General features: G+C 73.5%; 16 protein-coding genes. 12 read left to right on the forward strand and 4 right to left on the reverse strand.

The genetic code is table 11. The annotated features are described in order from the left end of the window. Positions 1-2: 2 nt before the first annotated feature. Complete coding sequence (locus KUM38_RS04075) at positions 3-809, reverse strand: DUF3097 domain-containing protein (protein WP_217127855.1); 807 nt, start codon at positions 807-809, stop codon at positions 3-5. Positions 810-843: 34 nt separating this feature from the next. Continuing rightward, entirely contained in the window at positions 844-1578 is a 735-nt protein-coding gene (locus tag KUM38_RS04080; protein ID WP_217127856.1) for an MBL fold metallo-hydrolase, read from the reverse strand. 169 nt (positions 1579-1747) lie between these two features. Here KUM38_RS04080 and hrcA point away from each other — a divergent pair, with 169 nt between their 5' ends. The 9 genes from hrcA to KUM38_RS04125 all read left to right on the forward strand — a co-directional run bounded on the left by hrcA (position 1748) and on the right by KUM38_RS04125 (position 12493). Further along, the gene (hrcA, locus tag KUM38_RS04085; protein WP_217127857.1) at positions 1748-2764 is read left to right on the forward strand and encodes a heat-inducible transcriptional repressor HrcA; all 1017 of its coding nucleotides are present in this window, start codon (positions 1748-1750) and stop codon (positions 2762-2764) included. Next, the gene (gene dnaJ, locus KUM38_RS04090) at positions 2764-3900 is read left to right on the forward strand and encodes a molecular chaperone DnaJ (protein ID WP_217127858.1); all 1137 of its coding nucleotides are present in this window, start codon (positions 2764-2766) and stop codon (positions 3898-3900) included. The genes hrcA and dnaJ overlap by 1 nt, the downstream gene beginning before the upstream one ends. Before the next feature lie 362 nt (positions 3901-4262). Beyond that, the gene (locus KUM38_RS04095; protein WP_217127859.1) at positions 4263-5336 is read left to right on the forward strand and encodes a nitronate monooxygenase; all 1074 of its coding nucleotides are present in this window, start codon (positions 4263-4265) and stop codon (positions 5334-5336) included. Beyond that, complete coding sequence (locus tag KUM38_RS04100) at positions 5333-6073, forward strand: 16S rRNA (uracil(1498)-N(3))-methyltransferase (protein ID WP_217127860.1); 741 nt, start codon at positions 5333-5335, stop codon at positions 6071-6073. Before KUM38_RS04095 ends, KUM38_RS04100 begins: the two co-directional genes overlap by 4 nt. A gap of 134 nt (positions 6074-6207) precedes the next feature. Continuing rightward, the gene (locus KUM38_RS04105; RefSeq protein WP_217127861.1) at positions 6208-6750 is read left to right on the forward strand and encodes a hypothetical protein; all 543 of its coding nucleotides are present in this window, start codon (positions 6208-6210) and stop codon (positions 6748-6750) included. A gap of 46 nt (positions 6751-6796) precedes the next feature. Next, positions 6797-10003 carry a S41 family peptidase gene (locus tag KUM38_RS04110; RefSeq protein ID WP_217127862.1) on the forward strand — a complete coding sequence of 1069 codons (3207 nt, stop codon included), beginning with the start codon at positions 6797-6799 and terminating at the stop codon, positions 10001-10003. A gap of 175 nt (positions 10004-10178) precedes the next feature. Continuing rightward, positions 10179-10532 carry a histidine triad nucleotide-binding protein gene (locus KUM38_RS04115; protein ID WP_217127863.1) on the forward strand — a complete coding sequence of 118 codons (354 nt, stop codon included), beginning with the start codon at positions 10179-10181 and terminating at the stop codon, positions 10530-10532. A gap of 6 nt (positions 10533-10538) precedes the next feature. Then, positions 10539-11444 carry a ribonuclease Z gene (locus KUM38_RS04120; RefSeq protein ID WP_217127864.1) on the forward strand — a complete coding sequence of 302 codons (906 nt, stop codon included), beginning with the start codon at positions 10539-10541 and terminating at the stop codon, positions 11442-11444. A 20-nt stretch (positions 11445-11464) separates the two neighbouring features. Beyond that, entirely contained in the window at positions 11465-12493 is a 1029-nt protein-coding gene (locus KUM38_RS04125; protein WP_217127865.1) for an adenosine deaminase, read from the forward strand. A 106-nt stretch (positions 12494-12599) separates the two neighbouring features. On the opposite strand, the gene KUM38_RS04130 is transcribed toward KUM38_RS04125, so the two are convergent. Together KUM38_RS04130 and KUM38_RS04135 are read right to left on the reverse strand one after the other, a co-directional pair. Next, positions 12600-13934, reverse strand: coding sequence for an MFS transporter (locus KUM38_RS04130; protein ID WP_217127866.1), 1335 nt, complete (start codon positions 13932-13934; stop codon positions 12600-12602). A 186-nt stretch (positions 13935-14120) separates the two neighbouring features. Continuing rightward, positions 14121-14903 (reverse strand): IclR family transcriptional regulator, encoded by a 783-nt coding sequence (locus KUM38_RS04135; protein ID WP_217127867.1) that lies wholly within the window; start codon positions 14901-14903, stop codon positions 14121-14123. Positions 14904-15013: 110 nt separating this feature from the next. On the opposite strand from KUM38_RS04135, the gene KUM38_RS04140 reads away from it, so the two are divergent. From KUM38_RS04140 to KUM38_RS04150, 3 genes are all read left to right on the forward strand, one after another. After that, positions 15014-15976: a 5-dehydro-4-deoxyglucarate dehydratase gene (locus KUM38_RS04140; RefSeq protein ID WP_374227036.1), complete on the forward strand. Its 963-nt coding sequence runs from the start codon at positions 15014-15016 to the stop codon at positions 15974-15976. Continuing rightward, positions 15973-17280 (forward strand): glucarate dehydratase family protein, encoded by a 1308-nt coding sequence (locus KUM38_RS04145; RefSeq protein ID WP_217127868.1) that lies wholly within the window; start codon positions 15973-15975, stop codon positions 17278-17280. Before KUM38_RS04140 ends, KUM38_RS04145 begins: the two co-directional genes overlap by 4 nt. 94 nt (positions 17281-17374) lie before the next feature. Beyond that, the gene (locus KUM38_RS04150) at positions 17375-18496 is read left to right on the forward strand and encodes a carbohydrate kinase family protein (RefSeq protein ID WP_254396587.1); all 1122 of its coding nucleotides are present in this window, start codon (positions 17375-17377) and stop codon (positions 18494-18496) included. Positions 18497-18636 lie beyond the last annotated feature (140 nt).

Consider the following 18636-nt stretch of genomic DNA (forward strand, 5'->3'; position numbering starts at 1 on the left):
GGTCAGGCCGGTGCCGTGACGAAGTCGATCAGTTCCTCCACGCGGCCCAGGAGCTGCGGCTCCAGGTCCTTGTACGAGCGCACCGAGCCGAGGATCCGCTGCCACGCCTCCCCGGTGTTCGCCACGCGCCAGCCCAGCGCCCGGCACACCCCCGTCTTCCAGTCCTGCCCGCGCGGCACCCGGGGCCACGCCTCGATGCCCACCGACGCCGGCTTCACCGCCTCCCAGACGTCGATGTACGGGTGGCCCACCACCAGCGCGTGCTCGCTCGTCACCGCCTCCGCGATCCGCCACTCCTTCGACCCCGGCACCAGGTGGTCCACCAGCACGCCCAGCCGCGCGTCCGGGCCGGGGGAGAAGTCCTCGACGATCGACGGCAGGTCGTCCACGCCCTCCAGGTACTCCACGACCACGCCCTCGACGCGCAGGTCGTCGCCCCACACCTTCTCGACCAGCTCGGCGTCGTGCCGGCCCTCGACGTAGATGCGCCCCGCGCGGGCCACCCGCGCCCGCGCGCCGGGGACGGCCACCGAACCGGACGCCGTACGGGCGGGCCGCCGAGGACCGGCGGCCGGCCGCACCAGCGTCACCACCCGCCCCTCCAGCAGGAAGCCCCGCGGCTCCAGCGGGAACACCCGGTGCTTGCCGAAGCGGTCCTCCAGCGTCACCGTGCCCGCCTCGCAGCGGATCACCGCGCCGCAGAAGCCGGTACCGGGCTCCTCCACCACCAGGCCGGGCTCGGCCGCGACCTCGGGGACCGGCTGCGGTTTCTTCCACGGAGGGGTCAGATCGGCGGAGTACTGGCGCATTCTGATGACGATACGAGGATCCCGCCCGCCGTGATCAGTCCGACACGCCGAAACGGGCCGCCAGGGCGTCGCGCTGGGCCCGTACGAACGCCGCGTCCACCACCGCGCCGTGGCCGGGGACGTACCGCGCGTCCTCGCCGCCCAGCTCGAGGAGCCGGTCCAGCGCGGCCGGCCAGTGGGACGGTACGGCGTCGGGGCCGGCCTGCGGTTCGCCCGACTCCTCGACCAGGTCGCCGCAGAACACCACCTCCGGGTCGCCGGGGACGAGGACCGCGAGGTCGTGGGCGGTGTGGCCCGGGCCCACGTTCGCCAGCAGCACCTGCCGGTCGCCGACCGGGCCGAGGTCGAGCGTCCACTCGCCGGACACCGCGTGCCGCGGCGGGACCAGCGCGTCCACGGCCTCCTCGGCCACGCGCGCGTCCAGCCCGTGGCGCACCGCGTCCGCGCGCAGCTCCTCGCGCCCGCGGCCCGTCAGCACCGTGTCCATGCCCACCGCGCCGAACACCTCCGCGCCCGCGAACGCCCCCGCCCCGAGAATGTGGTCGAAGTGGGGGTGGGTGAGCGCGAGATGCGTCACACGGCGACCGGTGAGCGCCTGCGCCTCCGTCCGCAACCGCGCGCCCTCGCCCAGGCCGGAACCCGCGTCGACGAGCAGCACCCCGTCCGCGCCGACGACGAGCCCCGCCGTGCAGTCCCACCCCGGCAGCCGGCACCGCCCCACTCCGGCGGCCACTTGCTCCCATCCCGACTCTTCCCAAGTCACGGTCATACCGGGACGCTATCGGTGACGACGCCGCCCGGCGCGAGGGCGCGGGGACCGGCCTTGCCCGGGGTGTACCCCCCGGCCGTACACTGGGCGGGGAAGTCTGGCACTCGCGTACGAAGAGTGCCAGGCGGACAGGGAAGGTACCGCGCGGAAGACTCTGGAGGTGTGCGCGATGCTCAGTGAACGCAGGCTCCAGGTGCTGCGCGCCATCGTCCAGGACTACGTGGGCACCGAGGAGCCCGTCGGCTCCAAGGCCCTCACCGAGCGGCACAACCTCGGCGTCTCCCCGGCCACCGTGCGCAACGACATGGCGGCCCTGGAGGACGAGGGCTTCATCGCCCAGCCGCACACCAGCGCCGGGCGCATCCCCACCGACAAGGGCTACCGCCTGTTCGTCGACAAGCTCGCCGGCGTCAAGCCCATGAGCCCGCCCGAGCGGCGGGCCATCCAGAACTTCCTCGACGGCGCCGTCGACCTCGACGACGTGGTGGCCAGGACCGTGCGGCTGCTCGCGCAGCTGACCCGGCAGGTCGCCGTCGTGCAGTACCCGTCGCTGACCCGCTCCACGGTGCGGCACGTGGAACTGCTCTCCCTCGCCCCCGCGCGGCTGATGCTGGTGCTGATCACGGACACCGGCCGGGTGGAGCAGCGCATGGTCGACTGCCCGGCGCCGTTCGGCGAGTCCTCCCTGGCGGACCTGCGGGCCCGTCTGAACAGCCGGGTCGCGGGCCGCCGGTTCGCCGATGTGCCGAGCCTGGTGGAGGACCTCCCCGAGGCGTTCGAGGCCGAGGACCGCGGTACGGTCTCGACGGTGCTCTCCACCCTCCTGGAGACGCTCGTCGAGGAGAACGAGGAGCGGCTGATGATCGGCGGCACCGCCAATCTCACCCGCTTCGGACATGACTTCCCCCTCACGATCCGGCCCGTCCTCGAGGCGCTCGAGGAGCAGGTCGTGCTCCTCAAACTCCTCGGCGAGGCGGGGGATTCGGGCATGACCGTGCGCATCGGGCACGAGAACGCCTACGAGGGACTCAACTCCACGTCCGTCGTGTCGGTCGGCTACGGTTCGGGCGGCGAGGCGGTTGCCAAGCTCGGCGTGGTCGGACCGACCCGCATGGATTACCCGGGAACGATGGGAGCGGTACGCGCAGTGGCACGGTACGTCGGACAGATCCTGGCGGAGTCGTAGTGGCCACGGACTACTACGCCGTACTCGGCGTACGCCGCGACGCGTCGCAGGAGGAGATCAAGAAGGCCTTCCGGCGGCTCGCCCGCGAGCTGCATCCGGACGTCAATCCTGATCCCAAGACGCAGGAGCGGTTCAAGGAGATCAACGCCGCCTACGAGGTGTTGTCGGACCCGCAGAAGAAGCAGGTCTACGACCTCGGCGGCGACCCCCTCTCGCAGGCCGGCGGCGGTGGCGCGGGCGGCTTCGGGGCCGGTGGCTTCGGCAACTTCTCCGACATCATGGACGCGTTCTTCGGCACGGCGTCGCAGCGCGGGCCGCGCTCGCGCACCCGCCGCGGTCAGGACGCGATGATCCGCATCGACGTCGAGCTCGACGAGGCCGCGTTCGGCACGACCAAGGACATCCAGGTCGACACGGCCGTCGTCTGCACGACGTGCAGCGGCGAGGGCGCCGCTCCGGGCACCAGCGCGCAGACCTGTGACATGTGCCGGGGCCGCGGTGAGGTCTCGCAGGTCACGCGGTCCTTCCTGGGCCAGGTCATGACCTCCCGCCCCTGCCCGCAGTGCCAGGGCTTCGGCACCGTCGTCCCCACCCCGTGCCCGGAGTGCGCGGGCGACGGCCGGATCCGCTCCCGGCGCACTCTCACGGTCAAGATCCCGGCCGGTGTCGACAACGGCACCCGGATCCAGCTGGCCGGCGAGGGCGAGGTCGGGCCCGGCGGCGGCCCCGCCGGTGACCTGTACGTGGAGATCCACGAGCTCCCGCACGCGCAGTTCCAGCGGCGCGGCGACGACCTGCACTGCACGGTCACCCTCCCGATGACGGCGGCGGCCCTCGGCACCAAGGTGCCGCTGGAGACGCTGGACGGCATGGAGGAGGTCGACATCCGGCCCGGCACCCAGTCCGGCCAGTCGATCCCGCTGCACGGCCGGGGCGTCACGCATCTGCGCGGCGGCGGCCGGGGCGACCTCATCGTCCACGTCGAGGTCCAGACCCCGACCAAGCTCGACCCGGAACAGGAACGCCTGCTCCGCGAACTGGCCAAGCTCCGGGGAGAGGAACGGCCCACGGGGCAGTTCCAGCCGGGGCAGCAAGGGTTGTTCTCGCGGTTGAAGGACGCCTTCAACGGGCGCTGATCGGTTGGCGCCGGGTGGGTGACGGCCTGCTGCCGGGGGTTCGGGGGTTGTCCCCCGGGCGGACACAGTCAGCCGGGGCAGCAAGGGTTGTTCTCGCGGTTGAAGGACGCCTTCAACGGGCGCTGATCGGTTGGCGTCGGGCGGGTGACGGCCTGCTGCCGGGGGTCTGGGGGTTGTCCCCCGGGCGGACACAGTCAGCCGGGGCAGCAAGGGTTGTTCTCGCGGTTGAAGGACGCTTTCAACGGGCGCTGAGGCACGTGTGCGGCGGGGCGACGCCCTTGTCGCCGCCCCGCCGAAAAGTGGCTTATGCCAAGAGGAAGGGCGGATTCGGCGTTGGTCGGAGGACGTGACAACATGCCGTCATGTCCTCCGTACTGACCGATATCTGCCCGCACCCGATCGTGCAGGCACCCATGGCGGGCGGTGTCGCCGTGCCGCAGCTCGCCGCGGCCGTGTCCGAGGCGGGCGGGCTCGGTTTCCTGGCCGCCGGGTACAAGACCGCGGACGGGATGTACCAGGAGATCAAGCAACTGCGGGGACTGACCTCCCGGCCCTTCGGCGTCAACCTCTTCCTGCCGCAGCCGGAGACGGCCGCCCCGGCCGCCGTCGACGTCTACGCCCACCAGCTGGCCGGTGAGGCCTCCTGGTACGAGACCGAGCTCGGCGACCCCGACAGCGGCCGCGACGACGGCTACGACGCCAAGCTCGCCGTGCTGCTGGACAACCCGGTGCCGGTGGTGTCGTTCCACTTCGGTGTGCCGGCCCGCGAGGTCCTGGACTCCCTGCGCCGCGTCGGTACGCTCACGCTGGTCACCGCCACGACCGCGGACGAGGCCCGGGCCGTGGAACGGGCCGGCGCCGACGCGGTGATCGCGCAGGGCGTGGAGGCCGGCGGCCACCAGGGCACCCACCGCGACGTACCGGAGGCGGACGGCTCCGGCCTCGGACTGCTCTCCCTCGTCGCCCAGGTCCGGGAGTCCGTCGGGATCCCGGTCGTCGCCGCCGGCGGCATCATGCGCGGCGGCCAGATCGCCGCGGTCCTCGCGGCCGGTGCCGACGCGGCCCAGCTCGGCACGGCCTTCGTCGCCGCCCACGAGTCCGGCGCGCACGCCCTGCACAAGCAGGCCCTCACCGACCCCCTGTACGTCCGCACCGAGCTGACCCGCGCCTTCTCCGGCCGCCCGGCCCGCGCCCTGGTCAACCGCTTCCTGCGCGAGCACGGCCCGTACGCGCCCGCCGCCTACCCGGACGTCCACCACCTCACCGCGCCCCTGCGCAAGGCCGCCGCCAAGGCCGGTGACGCGCAGGGTCTGGCGCTGTGGGCGGGGCAGGGTCACCGGATGGCCCGCGAGCTGCCCGCCGGGCAGCTGGTGGAGGTGCTGGCCGCCGAACTGGCCGCCGCCCGGACGACGTTGTCGGCGGGAGGTGCCCGATGACCGCGCCGGTGTTCGTCGTCGACCACTTCGACGCGGGCGGCGGAGGCCGTTACGTGCTCGACGGCCCCGAGGGGCGGCACGCCGTCTCCGTGAAGCGGCTGCGGGCCGGTGAGGACGTCGTCCTCACCGACGGCGCGGGCCGCTGGGCGGAGTGCGTGGTACTCGGCAGCGAGGGCAAGGACCGTCTGATCGTCCAGCTGGACTCGGTGGCCGAGGAGCCCCCGGACGAACCCCGGCTCACCGTCGTCCAGGCCCTGCCCAAGGGGGACCGGGGCGAGGTGGCCGTGGAGACGATGACCGAGGTCGGCGTCGACGCGATCGTGCCGTGGGCGGCGTCCCGCTGCATCACGCAGTGGAAGGGCGAGCGTGGGCTGAAGTCCCTCGCCAAGTGGCGGGCGACGGCCCGTGAGGCCGGCAAGCAGTCCCGCCGGGTGCGCTTCCCCGAGGTCGCGGACGCGGCGACGACCAAGCGGGTTGCGTCACTTCTGGCCGATGCCGACTTCGCCGCCGTCCTCCACGAGAGCGGCACCGAACCCCTCGCGACCGCCGAACTCCCCGCCTCCGGCGAGATCGTGCTGGTCGTCGGGCCCGAAGGCGGTGTCTCACCGGAGGAGTTGGCCCTCTTCGAGGAGGCCGGCGCGCGTGCCTACCGGCTGGGGCGCAGTGTGCTGCGCACGTCCACGGCCGGGACGGCAGCGGCGGCGCTGCTGCTCGGGCGCACGGGCCGCTGGTCCTGACCGGAGGTCTCTCCGCCCCCGCCGCCCCTTCCCCTTCCCGCCCTTCGGGGGCGGCGCCCCGGGCCGGGACGGGAAGGAGCACGTGGCCGTATGCGCCCTACCGCCCCGCCTGTGACGGTGGCAGGCTGCCGTGCATGGGGGCGTTGAACAGGATTCCGCGCGCGGTGCGCGCATGGCGGCGGCAGGCACTCGCCGTCGGCTTCGCCGTGGCCGCCGTAGCAGGGGTCACGGCGTGCGAGGGCGGCGGACTCAGCTCCGCGGCCGTCGCGTTCACGACCGACGAGACCGTGACCGAGGAGCTCAACCGGCGGAAGGCCGGCGTGCGCTGGCTCAGCTGCACCGCGTCCTTCGGGGACAAGGACCGCTCACCGTCCGCGGACGAGAACACCGTCGCCTCGGTCGACTGCCAGGGCGAGACGCGGGACGGCAAGGAGATCACCGTCACCGGGAAGGTCACCCACGCCGTCAACGGCGCCTGCGTCCGCGGGAACATCACCGCGAAGGTCGGCGGGAAGCAGGTGTTCCGGGTCGACGGCCTGGGCGACTGCGACTCCACCAGCCCGCCGCGCGTGGGCGACCCCACGCACCGCGGCCCGAACCCCACCGTCACCGTGACCGTCACGACGACCGTGTGGTGCGAGCAGTACCCGTCGTGTCGCCCCGTCGAGGGCAAGTGATCGGAACCCCTGTCCAGGACCGCCCGCGCCTGCATAGGGTGATCGGGTGACACAGCCCGCATCGGTCGCATCCACCGCTTATCTCCGGTTTCCGCATCTGCACGGCGAGTTGGTCGCCTTCACCGCCGAGGACGACGTGTGGCTCGCCCCGCTCGACGGCGGCCGGGCCTGGCGGGTCAGTGCCGACAACGTACCCGTGATCCGGCCCCGCATCTCGCCCGACGGCACCACCGTCGCCTGGACCTCCACCCGCGACGGCGCCCCCGAGGTGCACGTCGCGCCCGTCGAGGGCGGCCCCGCCAGACGCCTGACCCACTGGGGCAGCTCCACCACCCGGACGCGTGGCTGGACGGCGGACGGCCGGGTCCTGGTGACCAGCGCCCACGGCCAGGCCGCCTCGTGCCGCACCTGGGCCCGTGCCGTGCCCCTGGACGGCGGCCCCGCCACCACCCTGCCCCACGGCCCCGTCGGCGACGTCGCCCAGGGACCGCACACCGTGCTGCTGTCCGCGCCGATGGGCCTCGAGGCCGCCCGGTGGAAGCGCTACCGGGGCGGTACGGCGGGCAAGTTGTGGATCGACCGCGAGGGCGACGGCGAGTTCGTACGGCTGCACGAGGACCTCGACGGGAACATCGAGTGCCCGCTGTGGGTGGGGGACAGGATCGCGTTCCTCTCCGACCACGAGGGCACCGGCGCCCTGTACTCCTCCCTCGCCGACGGATCGGACCTCCGCAGGCACACCCCGCTCGACGGCTTCTACGCCCGCCACGCCGCCACCGACGGCGGCCGCGTCGTCTACTCCAGCGCCGGTGAACTGTGGCTCCTTGACGACCTCGACGGGGCGGAGCCGCGCCGCCTCGACGTCCGGCTCGGCGGGCAGCGCGTCGACCTCCAGCCGTTCCCGGTGAACGCCGCCCGCTGGTTCGGCTCCGCGTCGCCCGACCACACCGCGCGCGGCAGCGCCGTCTGCGTGCGCGGCACCGTCCACTGGGTCACCCACCGCGCCGGCCCCGCCCGCGCGCTCGCCGCGACCCCGGGTGTACGGGCCCGGCGGCCCCGCGTCTTCCGCGCGGACGGCGAGGAGTGGGTGGTGTGGGTGACCGACGCCGAGGGCGACGACGCCCTGGAGTTCGCTCCCGCCACCGGACTCGCCCCGGGCGCCACCCCCCGCCGGATCGCCGCCGGGCAGTTGGGCCGCGTCGTGGGACTCGCCATGGCCCCCGACGGCGGCCGTGCCGCGGTCGCCTCCCACGACGGCCGGGTCCTCCTCGTCGAGCGGGAGACCGGCGAGGTCCGGGAGGTCGACCGCAGCGAGGACGGCGACGTCTCCGGGCTGGTCTTCTCGCCCGACTCCTCCTGGCTCGCCTGGTCCCACCCCGGCCCGCGCCCGCTCAGCCAGCTCAAGCTCGCCAACACCACCGACCTGTCGGTCACCGAGGCGACCCCGCTGCGCTTCCAGGACTACGCGCCCGCCTTCACCCTCGACGGCAAGCACCTCGCGTTCCTGTCGACCCGCTCCTTCGACCCGGTCTACGACGAACACGTCTTCGACCTGGCCTTCGTCGAGGGCGTACGTCCGTATCTGATCACCCTCGCGGCGACCACCCCGTCGCCGTTCGGCCCGCAGCGGCACGGCCGGCCCTTCGAGACACCGGACCGGGACGGGACCCCCGACAGCGAGGGCACCCCCACCACCCGCGTCGACCTCGACGGTCTCGCCGACCGCATCGTGCCGTTCCCGGTGGAGGCCGCCCGCTACACCAACCTGCGCGCCGCCAAGGACGGGGTGCTGTGGCTGCGGCACCCGGTGCGCGGTGTGCTCGGCGCGTCCAGGGCCACCCCGGACGACCCCGACCCCAAGACCGACCTGGAGCGCTACGACCTCGCCCAGCAGCGCATCGAGCGCCTGGCCGTGGACGCGGACCACTTCGAGGTCAGCGGCGACGGCAAGCGGGTGCTGCTGTGGACCGACGGGCGGCTGAAGGTCGTGCCCAGCGACCGGCGCGCCTCCGGCGACGACGACAGCGACACCAACATCACCGTCGACCTGGACCGGGTCCGCCAGTTCGTCGACCCGGCCGTCGAGTGGCGGCAGATGTTCGACGAGAACGGCCGCATCATGCGGGACAACTTCTGGCGTCCCGACATGAGCGGTGTGGACTGGGACGGGGTCCTCGACCGGTACCGGCCCGTGCTCGACCGGCTCGCCACCCACGACGACCTGGTGGACCTGCTGTGGGAGGTGCACGGCGAGCTCGGCACCTCGCACGCCTACGTCATCCCGCGCGGCGGCTACGGTGCCGGTGCGCGGCAGGGGCTGCTCGGTGCGGACATCTCCCGGCACGAGGACGGCAGTTGGCGGGTCGACCGCATCCTGCCCGCGGAGACGTCCGATCCGGACGCCCGCTCGCCGCTCGCCGCGCCGGGGGTCGCCGTCCGGCCCGGTGACGCGATCGTCGCCGTCGCCGGGCAGCCGGTCGACACGGTGACCGGACCGGCGCCGCTGCTGGTCGGGACGGCCGGGAAGCCGGTGGAGCTGACGGTGTCGCCGGCGGGGGGAGGCGAGCCGCGGCACGCGGTGGTGGTGCCGCTCGCCGACGAGGAGCCGCTGCGGTACCACGCGTGGGTCGCGGACCGGCGGGCGTACGTGCTGGAGAAGTCCGGCGGGCGGCTGGGGTACATCCACGTTCCCGACATGCAGGCGCCCGGGTGGGCGCAGATCCATCGCGACCTGCGGGTGGAGGTGCTGCGGGAGGGGCTGATCGTGGACGTGCGGGAGAACCGGGGCGGGCACACGTCGCAGCTCGTGGTGGAGAAGCTGGCCCGGCGGGTCGTGGGGTGGGACCTGCCCCGGGGGATGCGGGCGGAGAGTTATCCGCGGGACGCGCCGCGGGGGCCGGTCGTCGCCGTGGCCAACGAGTTCTCCGGGTCCGACGGGGACATCGTGAACGCGGCGATCCGCGCGCTGGGGATCGGGCCGGTGGTGGGTACCCGTACATGGGGTGGCGTGATCGGCATCGACAGCCGGTACCGGCTGGTCGACGGGACGCTCGTCACCCAGCCCAAGTACGCCTTCTGGCTGGAGGGTTACGGGTGGGACGTGGAGAACCGCGGTGTCGACCCGGACGTGGAGGTCGTGCAGCGGCCGCAGGATTACGCGGCGGGGCGGGACGTGCAGTTGGACGAGGCGGTGAGGCTGGCGTTGGAGGCGCTCGAGTCGACGCCGGCGAAGGTGCCGCCGGCGTTGTCGTAGCCGGGGGTGGGTCGCGCGGCCCGGCGCTGGCGGGGTGCCTCCCCCACTCTCGGCTGCGCTCGAGCGGGAGGTACCCCCACCGCCCACCCGTGCCGCCCTGCGGCACGATTGCCCGCGGTTACGCGGGCGTGGATACGATGCCTTCGTACGTGATCAGCTGGCTTGAGGAGGGTTCATGGCTGGGGAGCCTCAGGACGACTGTTTGTTCTGCAAGATCGTCGACGGGAGCATTCCCGCGACGATCGTGCGGGAGACCGAGACCACCGTCGCGTTCCGGGACATAAATCCCCAGGCGCCCACCCATGTGCTGGTGATCCCCAAGGCGCACCACCAGGACGCCGCCGCCCTCGCCGCCGCCGCGCCCGAGCTCGCCGCGGACGTACTGCGGGAGACGCAGGCCGTCGCGGACGAGGAAAAGCTGGAGAGCTACCGCATCATCTTCAACACCGGCAGCGGCGCCGGCCAGACCGTCTGGCACGCGCACGCCCACGTCCTGGGCGGCCGCGGTCTCGAGTGGCCCCCCGGATAGGCAGCCTTGTCCGCACGCGAACTGGTGGTCCTCGGCACCGCCAGCCAGGTCCCCACCCGGCACCGCAACCACAACGGCTACCTGCTGCGCTGGGACGGCGAGGGCATCCTGTTCGACCCCGGCGAGGGCACCCAGCGCCAGATGCTGCGCGCCGGGGTGGCCGTCCACGACCTGAACCGGATCTGCGTCACCCACTTCCACGGCGACCACTCCCTCGGTCTCGCCGGGGTGATCCAGCGGATCAACCTCGACAAGGTGCCGCACGAGATCACCGCCCACTACCCGCGCTCCGGGCAGCGCTTCTTCGACCGTCTGCGGTACGCCACCGCCTACCGCGAGACGGTCGCCCTCACCGAGGCCCCGGTCGACACCGACGGCCCCCTCGCCCGTACCCCCGGATACACGCTGGAGGCGCGGAAGCTGTCCCATCCCGTCGAGGCGTACGGCTACCGGCTCGTCGAACCCGACGGCCGGCGCATGCTGCCCGGCCGGCTGGCCGCGCACGGCATCAAGGGCCCGGACGTCGGCCGCATCCAGCGCGAGGGCACGCTCGGCGGGGTCCCGCTGGAGGAGGTCAGCGAGGTGCGGCGCGGGCAGCGGTTCGCGTTCGTCATGGACACCCGGCTGTGCGACGGGGTGTACGCGCTCGCCGAGGGCTGCGACATGCTGGTCATCGAGTCGACGTTCCTCGACGAGGACGAGGCGCTCGCCGTCGACTTCGGTCATCTGACCGCCGGGCAGGCGGCCCGCGTGGCGCGCGACGCGGGTGTACGGCACCTCGTCCTCACCCACTTCAGCCAGCGCTACGCCGACCCGGAGGAGTTCGAGCGGCAGGCGCGGGCGGCCGGGTACGAGGGCGAGCTGACCGTGGCACGGGACCTGCAACGGGTGGCGCTTCCGAAGCGTCGGTGAAACCCCCGTACGATATTTCGATGCCCGTACCGAAAGCCGAACTGCACCTTCATATCGAAGGCACCCTGGAGCCCGAGCTGGCCTTCGCGCTCGCCGCGCGTAACGGCGTCGAGCTGCCCTACGCCGACACCGACGCGCTCCGTGAGGCGTACCGCTTCGAGGATCTGCAGTCCTTCCTGAACCTGTACTACGAACTCATGGCCGTCCTGCGCACCGAGCGGGACTTCGAGGACCTCGCCGACGCCTATCTCGCCCGCGCCGCCGCGCAGGGCGTGCGGCACGCGGAGATCTTCTTCGATCCGCAGGCGCACCTGGCGCGCGGTGTCGACATGGGCACCGTCGTCGAGGGGCTGTGGCGGGCGCTGGGCCGATGGGGGTCCCCCCGCTCGAGCGAAGCCGAGAGTGGGGGAGAGGAGACGCACGGGGTCTCCACCCGGCTGATCATGTGCTTCCTGCGGGACGAGTCCGCCGAGTCGGCCCTGGCCACCCTGGACGCCGCGAAGCCGTATCTGGACCGGATCACCGGCGTCGGGCTCGACTCGGCCGAGGTCGGGCATCCGCCGGTGAAGTTCCGCGAGGTGTACGAGGCCGCCGCCGCGCTGGGGCTGCGGCGCGTGGCGCACGCGGGTGAGGAGGGGCCGCCGGAGTACATCACCGAGGCGCTGGACGTCCTCGGTGTGGAACGGGTCGACCACGGGCTGCGCTGCGTGGAGGACCCGGTGCTGGTGGAGCGGCTGGTGCGGGAACGCGTGCCGCTGACGCTGTGTCCCCTGTCCAACGTGCGGCTGCGCACGGTCGACGTCCTCGCCGATCATCCGCTGCCGGCGATGCTCGAGGCGGGCCTGATGTGCACGGTCAACTCCGACGACCCGGCGTACTTCGGCGGCTACGCCGGGGACAACTTCGACGCGGTGCGCGAGGCTCTGGGCCTCGGCCCGGAGCGTCTGCGCGAGCTGGCCCGCAACTCGTTCCTGGCCTCCTTCCTGGAGGACGACGAGGATCTACGGGCCCGATACCTTGCCGAGGTGGAGGCGTACGACTTCGGCTGACCCTGACCGCGTAGCTGCGGGCAGTCGTGCCGCTGGGGCGGCACGATTGCCCGCGGGAACGCGGGAACGCGTGAGTGGGGGAGCGCGGAAGCGCGAGAGCGGAGCTTCAGTGGGCGGCGCCCGGTGCCCGGGTCGCCGCCGCCGTGTCGTAGGTGACCTGGGCCGGGGCCGGGGTGCCGTCGAGGGGGATCTCGACCACCGGCTGTTCCGGGGCGCCGACCTCGGGGACCGTGCCCGTCGGGGTGCCCGGCGCCGCCGCGATCACCGCCGCCGGGTGGCCGCCGCGGCGGCGGACCGCGCCCGGCAGCAGCGGGCGTCCGCCGGTGTGCAGGGCGACGGCGGTCATCGGCAGCGCGACCAGCAGCAGACCGGTGGCGAGCACCGTGCCCATCACCGGGAACCCGGCCTGCGCGGACAGCACGCTGCCGGTCAGCGGCCCCGCGGCGGTCCCCAGGGACGACGCCGAGCCGACCAGCACGGCCCAGCGCCCCCGCGGGTCCAGCGAGGCCGCCAGCCCGATCAGATACGAAAGCACCACCGGATAGATCGTGTTCCAGGCGATCTCACCGGCGGCGAAGCTGCCCAGACCGGTCGCGGAGGCGCTGAGCGCGATGCAGCCGGCGATGAGGACCGTGCCGCCGCCGATGGGCAGCGCCCGCCCCAGCCGCGACCCCAGCGCGCCCGCGCCCAGCACACCCAGCAGTCCGGCGCCCAGCGCCACCGCGAAGACGGCACCCACGGTCGCCTCGGAGAGGTGCGCCTGGCCGACTCCGATGCGTCCGCTCACGCCCCACAGCGCGTTCTGGGCGAGCGACCACAGCAGCATGGCACCGGCGAGGACCAGCCCCGAACGCCGGTGCGGCAGACGGGCGGTGGCGCCGCCGGGTTCGGCACGGCGCGGACCGGGCGTGCCGGCCGGCAGGCGCGAGGTCAGCGGCCACACGGCCGGCGCGGTGAGGGCGATGGCGGCCAGGGTGAGCCCGTGTCCCGGAAGGTGCGGCACCGTCAGGTACACCACGCCCGCGAGCGCGGAGACGCTGAGCAGTCCGAGGGCGGACGCCCGGTGCGGGTCCCGTTCGGCGGCGATCCGGGTGGCGGCGACCGTGGTGGCCGTACCCGAGCCGAACCCGCCGATCACCGCGCCGGCGACGACGGCCGGTACGGCGGTGGTGAGGGCGGCCCCGCCGTAGCCGACGGCGGCCAGCAGCAGGCCCAGCCGGGCCAGGGTCCGTGCCCCGACCCGCTCCACGCGCGACGCCAGCAGGAACCCGGCGGTCGCGGAACTCAGCAGCAGCGCGCTGCCGACGGCTCCCGCCTGGGTGGCGGAGAGGCCGAGGCCGCGTTCCAGCCGGCCGACGGTGGTCGGCAGCAGATACGGGGCGAGGTACCCGGCCGTGAAAAGGGCGACGAGGGGCCAGGGGGTGGTGCGGGGGGCGAACACGGGCGTTCCCGGGGCGTGCGGAAGGGACGGTGCGGTGACCGTGGGAAGGGAGGGGGCGACGACCGTCGACTGACAGGAGCGCGCGGGCAATTTGTATCAAGTGAGGGGAGGACGACGGGAGCGCGCAAGGTGTGATCTGAACCACTCTTGCGTTTGAGGTCCCGGAAGGCTGGGAAGCGGCGTCCGCTATCGCCAGTGAACGGCCCCGCCACCTGCGGGAATCGTGGTCTCCACCTTCGTCCGGATCTCCCGCATCACGGCGACGATCCGCTCCTCCCGCTCCGGCGTCAGCCGGGCCACCGGCACCGAGCAGCTGATGGCGTCCTGCGCGGGGGAGGCGTACCGCAGGGCGAACCCGAAGCCGACGATCCCGGGCACGCCCTCCTCGCGGTCCACGGAGTAACCGCGCTCCCGCACCCCGGCCAGATCGGCGGCCAGCGACTCCCGCGAGGTGTGCGTGTTCGGCGTGGCCGCCTCGTACGGTCCCTCGGGCAGCTCCTCGTCCGGCCGCTCCGCCAGCAGCGCCTTGCCGAGCGCGCCCACGTGCGCCGGCAGCCGCCGCCCCACCCTGCTGATCGTCCTCAGGTACTCGTGCGACTCGCGGGTCGCCAGGTACGCCACGTCGTGGCCGTCCAGCCGCCCCATGTGGATCGTCTCGCCCAGCGCGTCGGACGCCTCGTCCAGATACGGGCGCACGGCCCGCACGCGCGGGTCCGAGTCGAGGTAGCTGGTGCCGGTGAGCAGGGCGCGGATGCCGATGCCGTACAGCGAGCCGGTGACGTCGGTGCGGACCCAGCCGCGTGCGATCAGGGTCTGCAGCAGCGCGTACATCGAGCTGCGCGGCACCTCCAGCGCGTCCGCCAGCTCCTGGAGGCGCGCCGGGCGGTCGCCGCGCGCGGCGAGCAGTTCCAGTACCTCCATCGTGCGCGCGGCGGACTTCACCTCGCGCACGCCCCCTGTCTCCGGCATGCGCCGATCGTAGTCCGGCGGAAGGAGGCCCGTGCCGGGCCATTGACGGTTCTCGTTCGCCTACTTAACCTTCATTTTCATACATGGACTACGTCTACATGGGGAGATGAGTGAGGGTGAGTCCCGATACGGATCCGAGCGGTACGGCCACCGTGGCGCGACGCCTGAAGGACGGGATGGCGAACGGGGTGCTGTCCTTCCCGCTCACCGCCTTCCACGAGGACGGCTCCCTCGACCCGGACGGCTTCCGCGCCTACGTCGCCGAACGGATCGCCACCGCCCCCGGCGCCGTCTTCCCCGCCTGCGGCACCGGCGAGTTCTTCTCCCTGGACGAGGACGAGTACCGGCAGGTCGTCACCATCACCGTCGAGGAGAGCGCGGGCCGGGTGCCGGTCGTCGCCGGCACCGGCTACGGCTGGGCCCAGGCCACCCGGTTCGCGCGCATCGCCGAGGACGCCGGCGCCGACGCCCTCCTCGTCCTGCCGCACTACCTCGTCGCCGCCCCGCAGGACGGCCTCGTCGCCCAGCTCGAAGCCGTCGCCGCCCGCACCCGGCTGCCGCTGATCACCTACCAGCGCGGCCAGGTCGCCTACACCCCCGGCTCGCTCAGGCGGATCGCCGCCCTGCCGAACGTCATCGGCCTCAAGGACGGCCACAGCGACCTCGACCGGCTGCAGCGCCTCACCCTCGCCGCCCCCGAGGACTTCCTCTTCTTCAACGGCGCCGCCACCGCCGAGATCCAGGCCCGCGCCTACGCCGCCGTCGGCGTCCCCGCCTACTCCTCCGCCGTCCACGCCTTCGCCCCCGAGATCGCGACCGCCTGCTTCACCGCCCTGCGTGACGGCGACCACGGCACCGTCGACACGCTGCTGCGCGACTTCTACGTGCCGTTCGTCGAACTGCGCGACCGCGTCCCCGGATACGCGGTGTCGTTGGTGAAGGCGGCGGCCCGGCTGCGCGGACGCCCCGTGGGCCCCGTACGCGCCCCCCTCACCGACCCCACGCCCGGCGACCTCGCCGACCTGCGCACCCTGCTCACCGCCGGACTCGACCTCGTAGGAGCCGCCCTGTGACCACGCCGACCTCCCGCGACCTGACCGTCACCGAGGTCCGCCTCACGCCGATCCTCGTCGCCGACCCGCCCCTGCTCAACACGCAGGGCGTCCACCAGCCGTACACCCCCCGCCTGATCGTCGAGGTGGTCACCGCCGACGGCACCACCGGCCTCGGCGAGACCTACGGCGACACCAAGTACCTGGACCTGGCGCGGCCCCTCGCGGACCGGCTCGTCGGCCGTCAGGCCGGCGACCTGAACCGGCTGTTCACCGAGGCCGACGAGGTGGCCGTCGACGCCTCCCAGGTCTCCGGCCAGGTCGACGTCGGCGGGCTGCGCGGCGTGCAGACCGCCGACAAGCTGCGCCTGTCCGTGCTCTCCGCCTTCGAGGTCGCCTGCCTCGACGCCCTCGGCAAGAGCCTCGGCCTGCCCGTGCACGCCCTGCTCGGCGGCAAGGTGCGTGACGCCGTCGAGTACAGCGCGTACCTCTTCTACAAGTGGGCCGGCCACCCGGAGGGCGTCACCGCCGAGAAGGACGACTGGGGCGCGGCCCTCGACCCGGCCGGCGTCGTCGCGCAGGCCCGGACCTTCACGGAGCGGTACGGCTTCACCTCCTTCAAGCTCAAGGGCGGCGTCTTCCCGCCTGACGAGGAGATCGCGGCCGTACGCGCCCTCGCCGCCGCGTTCCCCGGACACCCCCTGCGCCTCGACCCCAACGGCGCCTGGTCCGTGGAGACCTCGCTGAGGGTGGCCGGGGAACTCGGGGACGTCCTCGAGTACCTGGAGGACCCCGCGCTCGGCACCCCCGCCATGGCCGAGGTCGCCGCCCGCACCCCGGTACCGCTCGCCACCAACATGTGTGTCACGACGTTCGCCGAGATCGAGGAGGCCTTCACCCGGGACGCCGTCCAGGTCGTCCTCTCCGACCACCACTACTGGGGCGGACTGCGCAACACCCAGCAGCTCGCCGCCGTCTGCCGCACCTTCGGCGTCGGCGTCTCCATGCACTCCAACACCCACCTGGGCATCAGCCTCGCCGCGATGACCCACGTCGCGGCCACCGTGCCCAACCTCCACCACGCCTGCGACTCCCACTACCCCTGGCAGTCGGAGGACGTCCTCACCGAACGCCTCACCTTCGAGAACGGCTCCGTGCGGGTATCCGACGCGCCCGGCCTCGGCGTCGAGCTCGACCGCGACCGGCTGGCGGTCCTCCACCAGCGGTGGCTCGACGACGACGGCTCCCTGCGCGACCGCGACGACGCGGCCGCCATGCGCGTCGCCGACCCGGACTGGACCACACCGGCCGTGCCGCGCTGGTGATCCCCCAGGGGTGAACCTGGAGTGACGGCGGTCACGTTGTCGGTGGCGTGGTGCACACTGGCTGAAACCGCACCACGTCAGGGAGCGCACCGTGATGGCGTCCACCGGGAAGGCACGCGTCGAGGGACCGCACTGCTCGTCCCAGATCGATCCCCTCGCCGCCCTGCGCGCACCGGACGACCCGCCCTGGGACGTCTACCTCACCGGCACCGTCTTCCTCGACATCGTCTTCACCGGGCTCGGCTCCGCCCCGGTGCGCGGGACCGAGTCCTGGGCGCGCGGGATGGGGTCGAGCCCCGGCGGCGTCGCCAACATGGCGACCGCGCTGGCCCGCCTCGGCCTGCGCACCTCCCTCGCGGCGGCCTTCGGCGACGACCACTACGGCGAGTACTGCTGGGACGCGCTGCAACAGGGCGAGGGCATCGACCTCTCCCCGTCGCGCACCGTGCCCGGCTGGCACTCGCCGGTCACCGTCTCCATGGCCTACGACGGCGAGCGCACGATGGTCTCCCACGGCCACGAACCTCCCCCCGAGGAACCGGCCCCCGACTGCCCGCCCCGCGCGCGGGCCGCCGTGGCCTCCCTCACCCCGGGCCGCGGCGCCCCCTGGATCGAGCAGGCCGCGCGCAAGGGCGCCCGCATCTTCGGTGACGTCGGCTGGGACGACACCGGGGCGTGGGACCTGGCCGCGCTGCCCGACCTGCGGCACTGCGAGGCGTTCCTGCCGAACGCGGAGGAGGCGATGCGGTACACCCGCACCGACTGCCCCCGCGCGGCGGCGCACGCCCTCACCGAGCACGTGCCGGTCGCGGTGGTCACCCTCGGCGCGGAGGGCGCGTACGCGGTGGACCGGCGTACGGGGGAGACCGCGTCGGTGCCGGCGATCGACGTCGAGGCGCTCGATCCGACCGGGGCGGGGGACGTGTTCGTCGCCGGGTTCGTCACGGGGACGCTGGCGGAATGGCCGCTGGCCGACCGGCTCGCCTTCGCGGGGCTCACGGCGGCGTTGTCCGTCCAGGAGTTCGGGGGATCGCTGTCGGCGCCGGGGTGGACGGAGATCGGGGCGTGGTGGCGCAGGGTGCGGTCGGTCGAGGGGCAGGACCCCTCGGCGCTGCGGCGGTACGAGTTCCTGGAGGGGCTGGTCTCGGGGGAACTGGTGCGGCCGTGGCCGCTGCGGCGGGCGGTGCCGACGATCGGCTTCCGCCGGTCCGCTTGACACGGGGGCCCGCCCCCACGCTTTTGTCGCCGGGGATCCGCCCCCGCACCCCCGTTGTCGGGGCTCCGCCCCCACGCACCGCTCCGGGGGATCCGCCCCCACGCCCCCGCCAGGGAGCTCCCGCCCCCTGGACCCCCGCC

The sequence above is a fragment of the Streptomyces sp. AC558_RSS880 genome (assembly GCF_019049255.1).
GTDB lineage: Bacteria > Actinomycetota > Actinomycetes > Streptomycetales > Streptomycetaceae > Streptomyces.

Excerpts from the sequence above, each read along its gene's own strand:
- KUM38_RS04075 (WP_217127855.1), bottom strand. The coding sequence starts at position 809 with ATGCGCCAGTACTCCGCCGATCTGACCCCTCCGTGGAAGAAACCGCAG.
- KUM38_RS04080 (WP_217127856.1), bottom strand. The coding sequence starts at position 1,578 with ATGACCGTGACTTGGGAAGAGTCGGGATGGGAGCAAGTGGCCGCCGGA.
- hrcA (WP_217127857.1), top strand. The coding sequence starts at position 1,748 with ATGCTCAGTGAACGCAGGCTCCAGGTGCTGCGCGCCATCGTCCAGGAC.
- KUM38_RS04095 (WP_217127859.1), top strand. The coding sequence starts at position 4,263 with ATGTCCTCCGTACTGACCGATATCTGCCCGCACCCGATCGTGCAGGCA.
- KUM38_RS04100 (WP_217127860.1), top strand. The coding sequence starts at position 5,333 with ATGACCGCGCCGGTGTTCGTCGTCGACCACTTCGACGCGGGCGGCGGA.
- KUM38_RS04105 (WP_217127861.1), top strand. The coding sequence starts at position 6,208 with ATGGGGGCGTTGAACAGGATTCCGCGCGCGGTGCGCGCATGGCGGCGG.
- KUM38_RS04115 (WP_217127863.1), top strand. The coding sequence starts at position 10,179 with ATGGCTGGGGAGCCTCAGGACGACTGTTTGTTCTGCAAGATCGTCGAC.
- KUM38_RS04125 (WP_217127865.1), top strand. The coding sequence starts at position 11,465 with ATGCCCGTACCGAAAGCCGAACTGCACCTTCATATCGAAGGCACCCTG.
- KUM38_RS04135 (WP_217127867.1), bottom strand. The coding sequence starts at position 14,903 with ATGCCGGAGACAGGGGGCGTGCGCGAGGTGAAGTCCGCCGCGCGCACG.
- KUM38_RS04150 (WP_254396587.1), top strand. The coding sequence starts at position 17,375 with ATGGCGTCCACCGGGAAGGCACGCGTCGAGGGACCGCACTGCTCGTCC.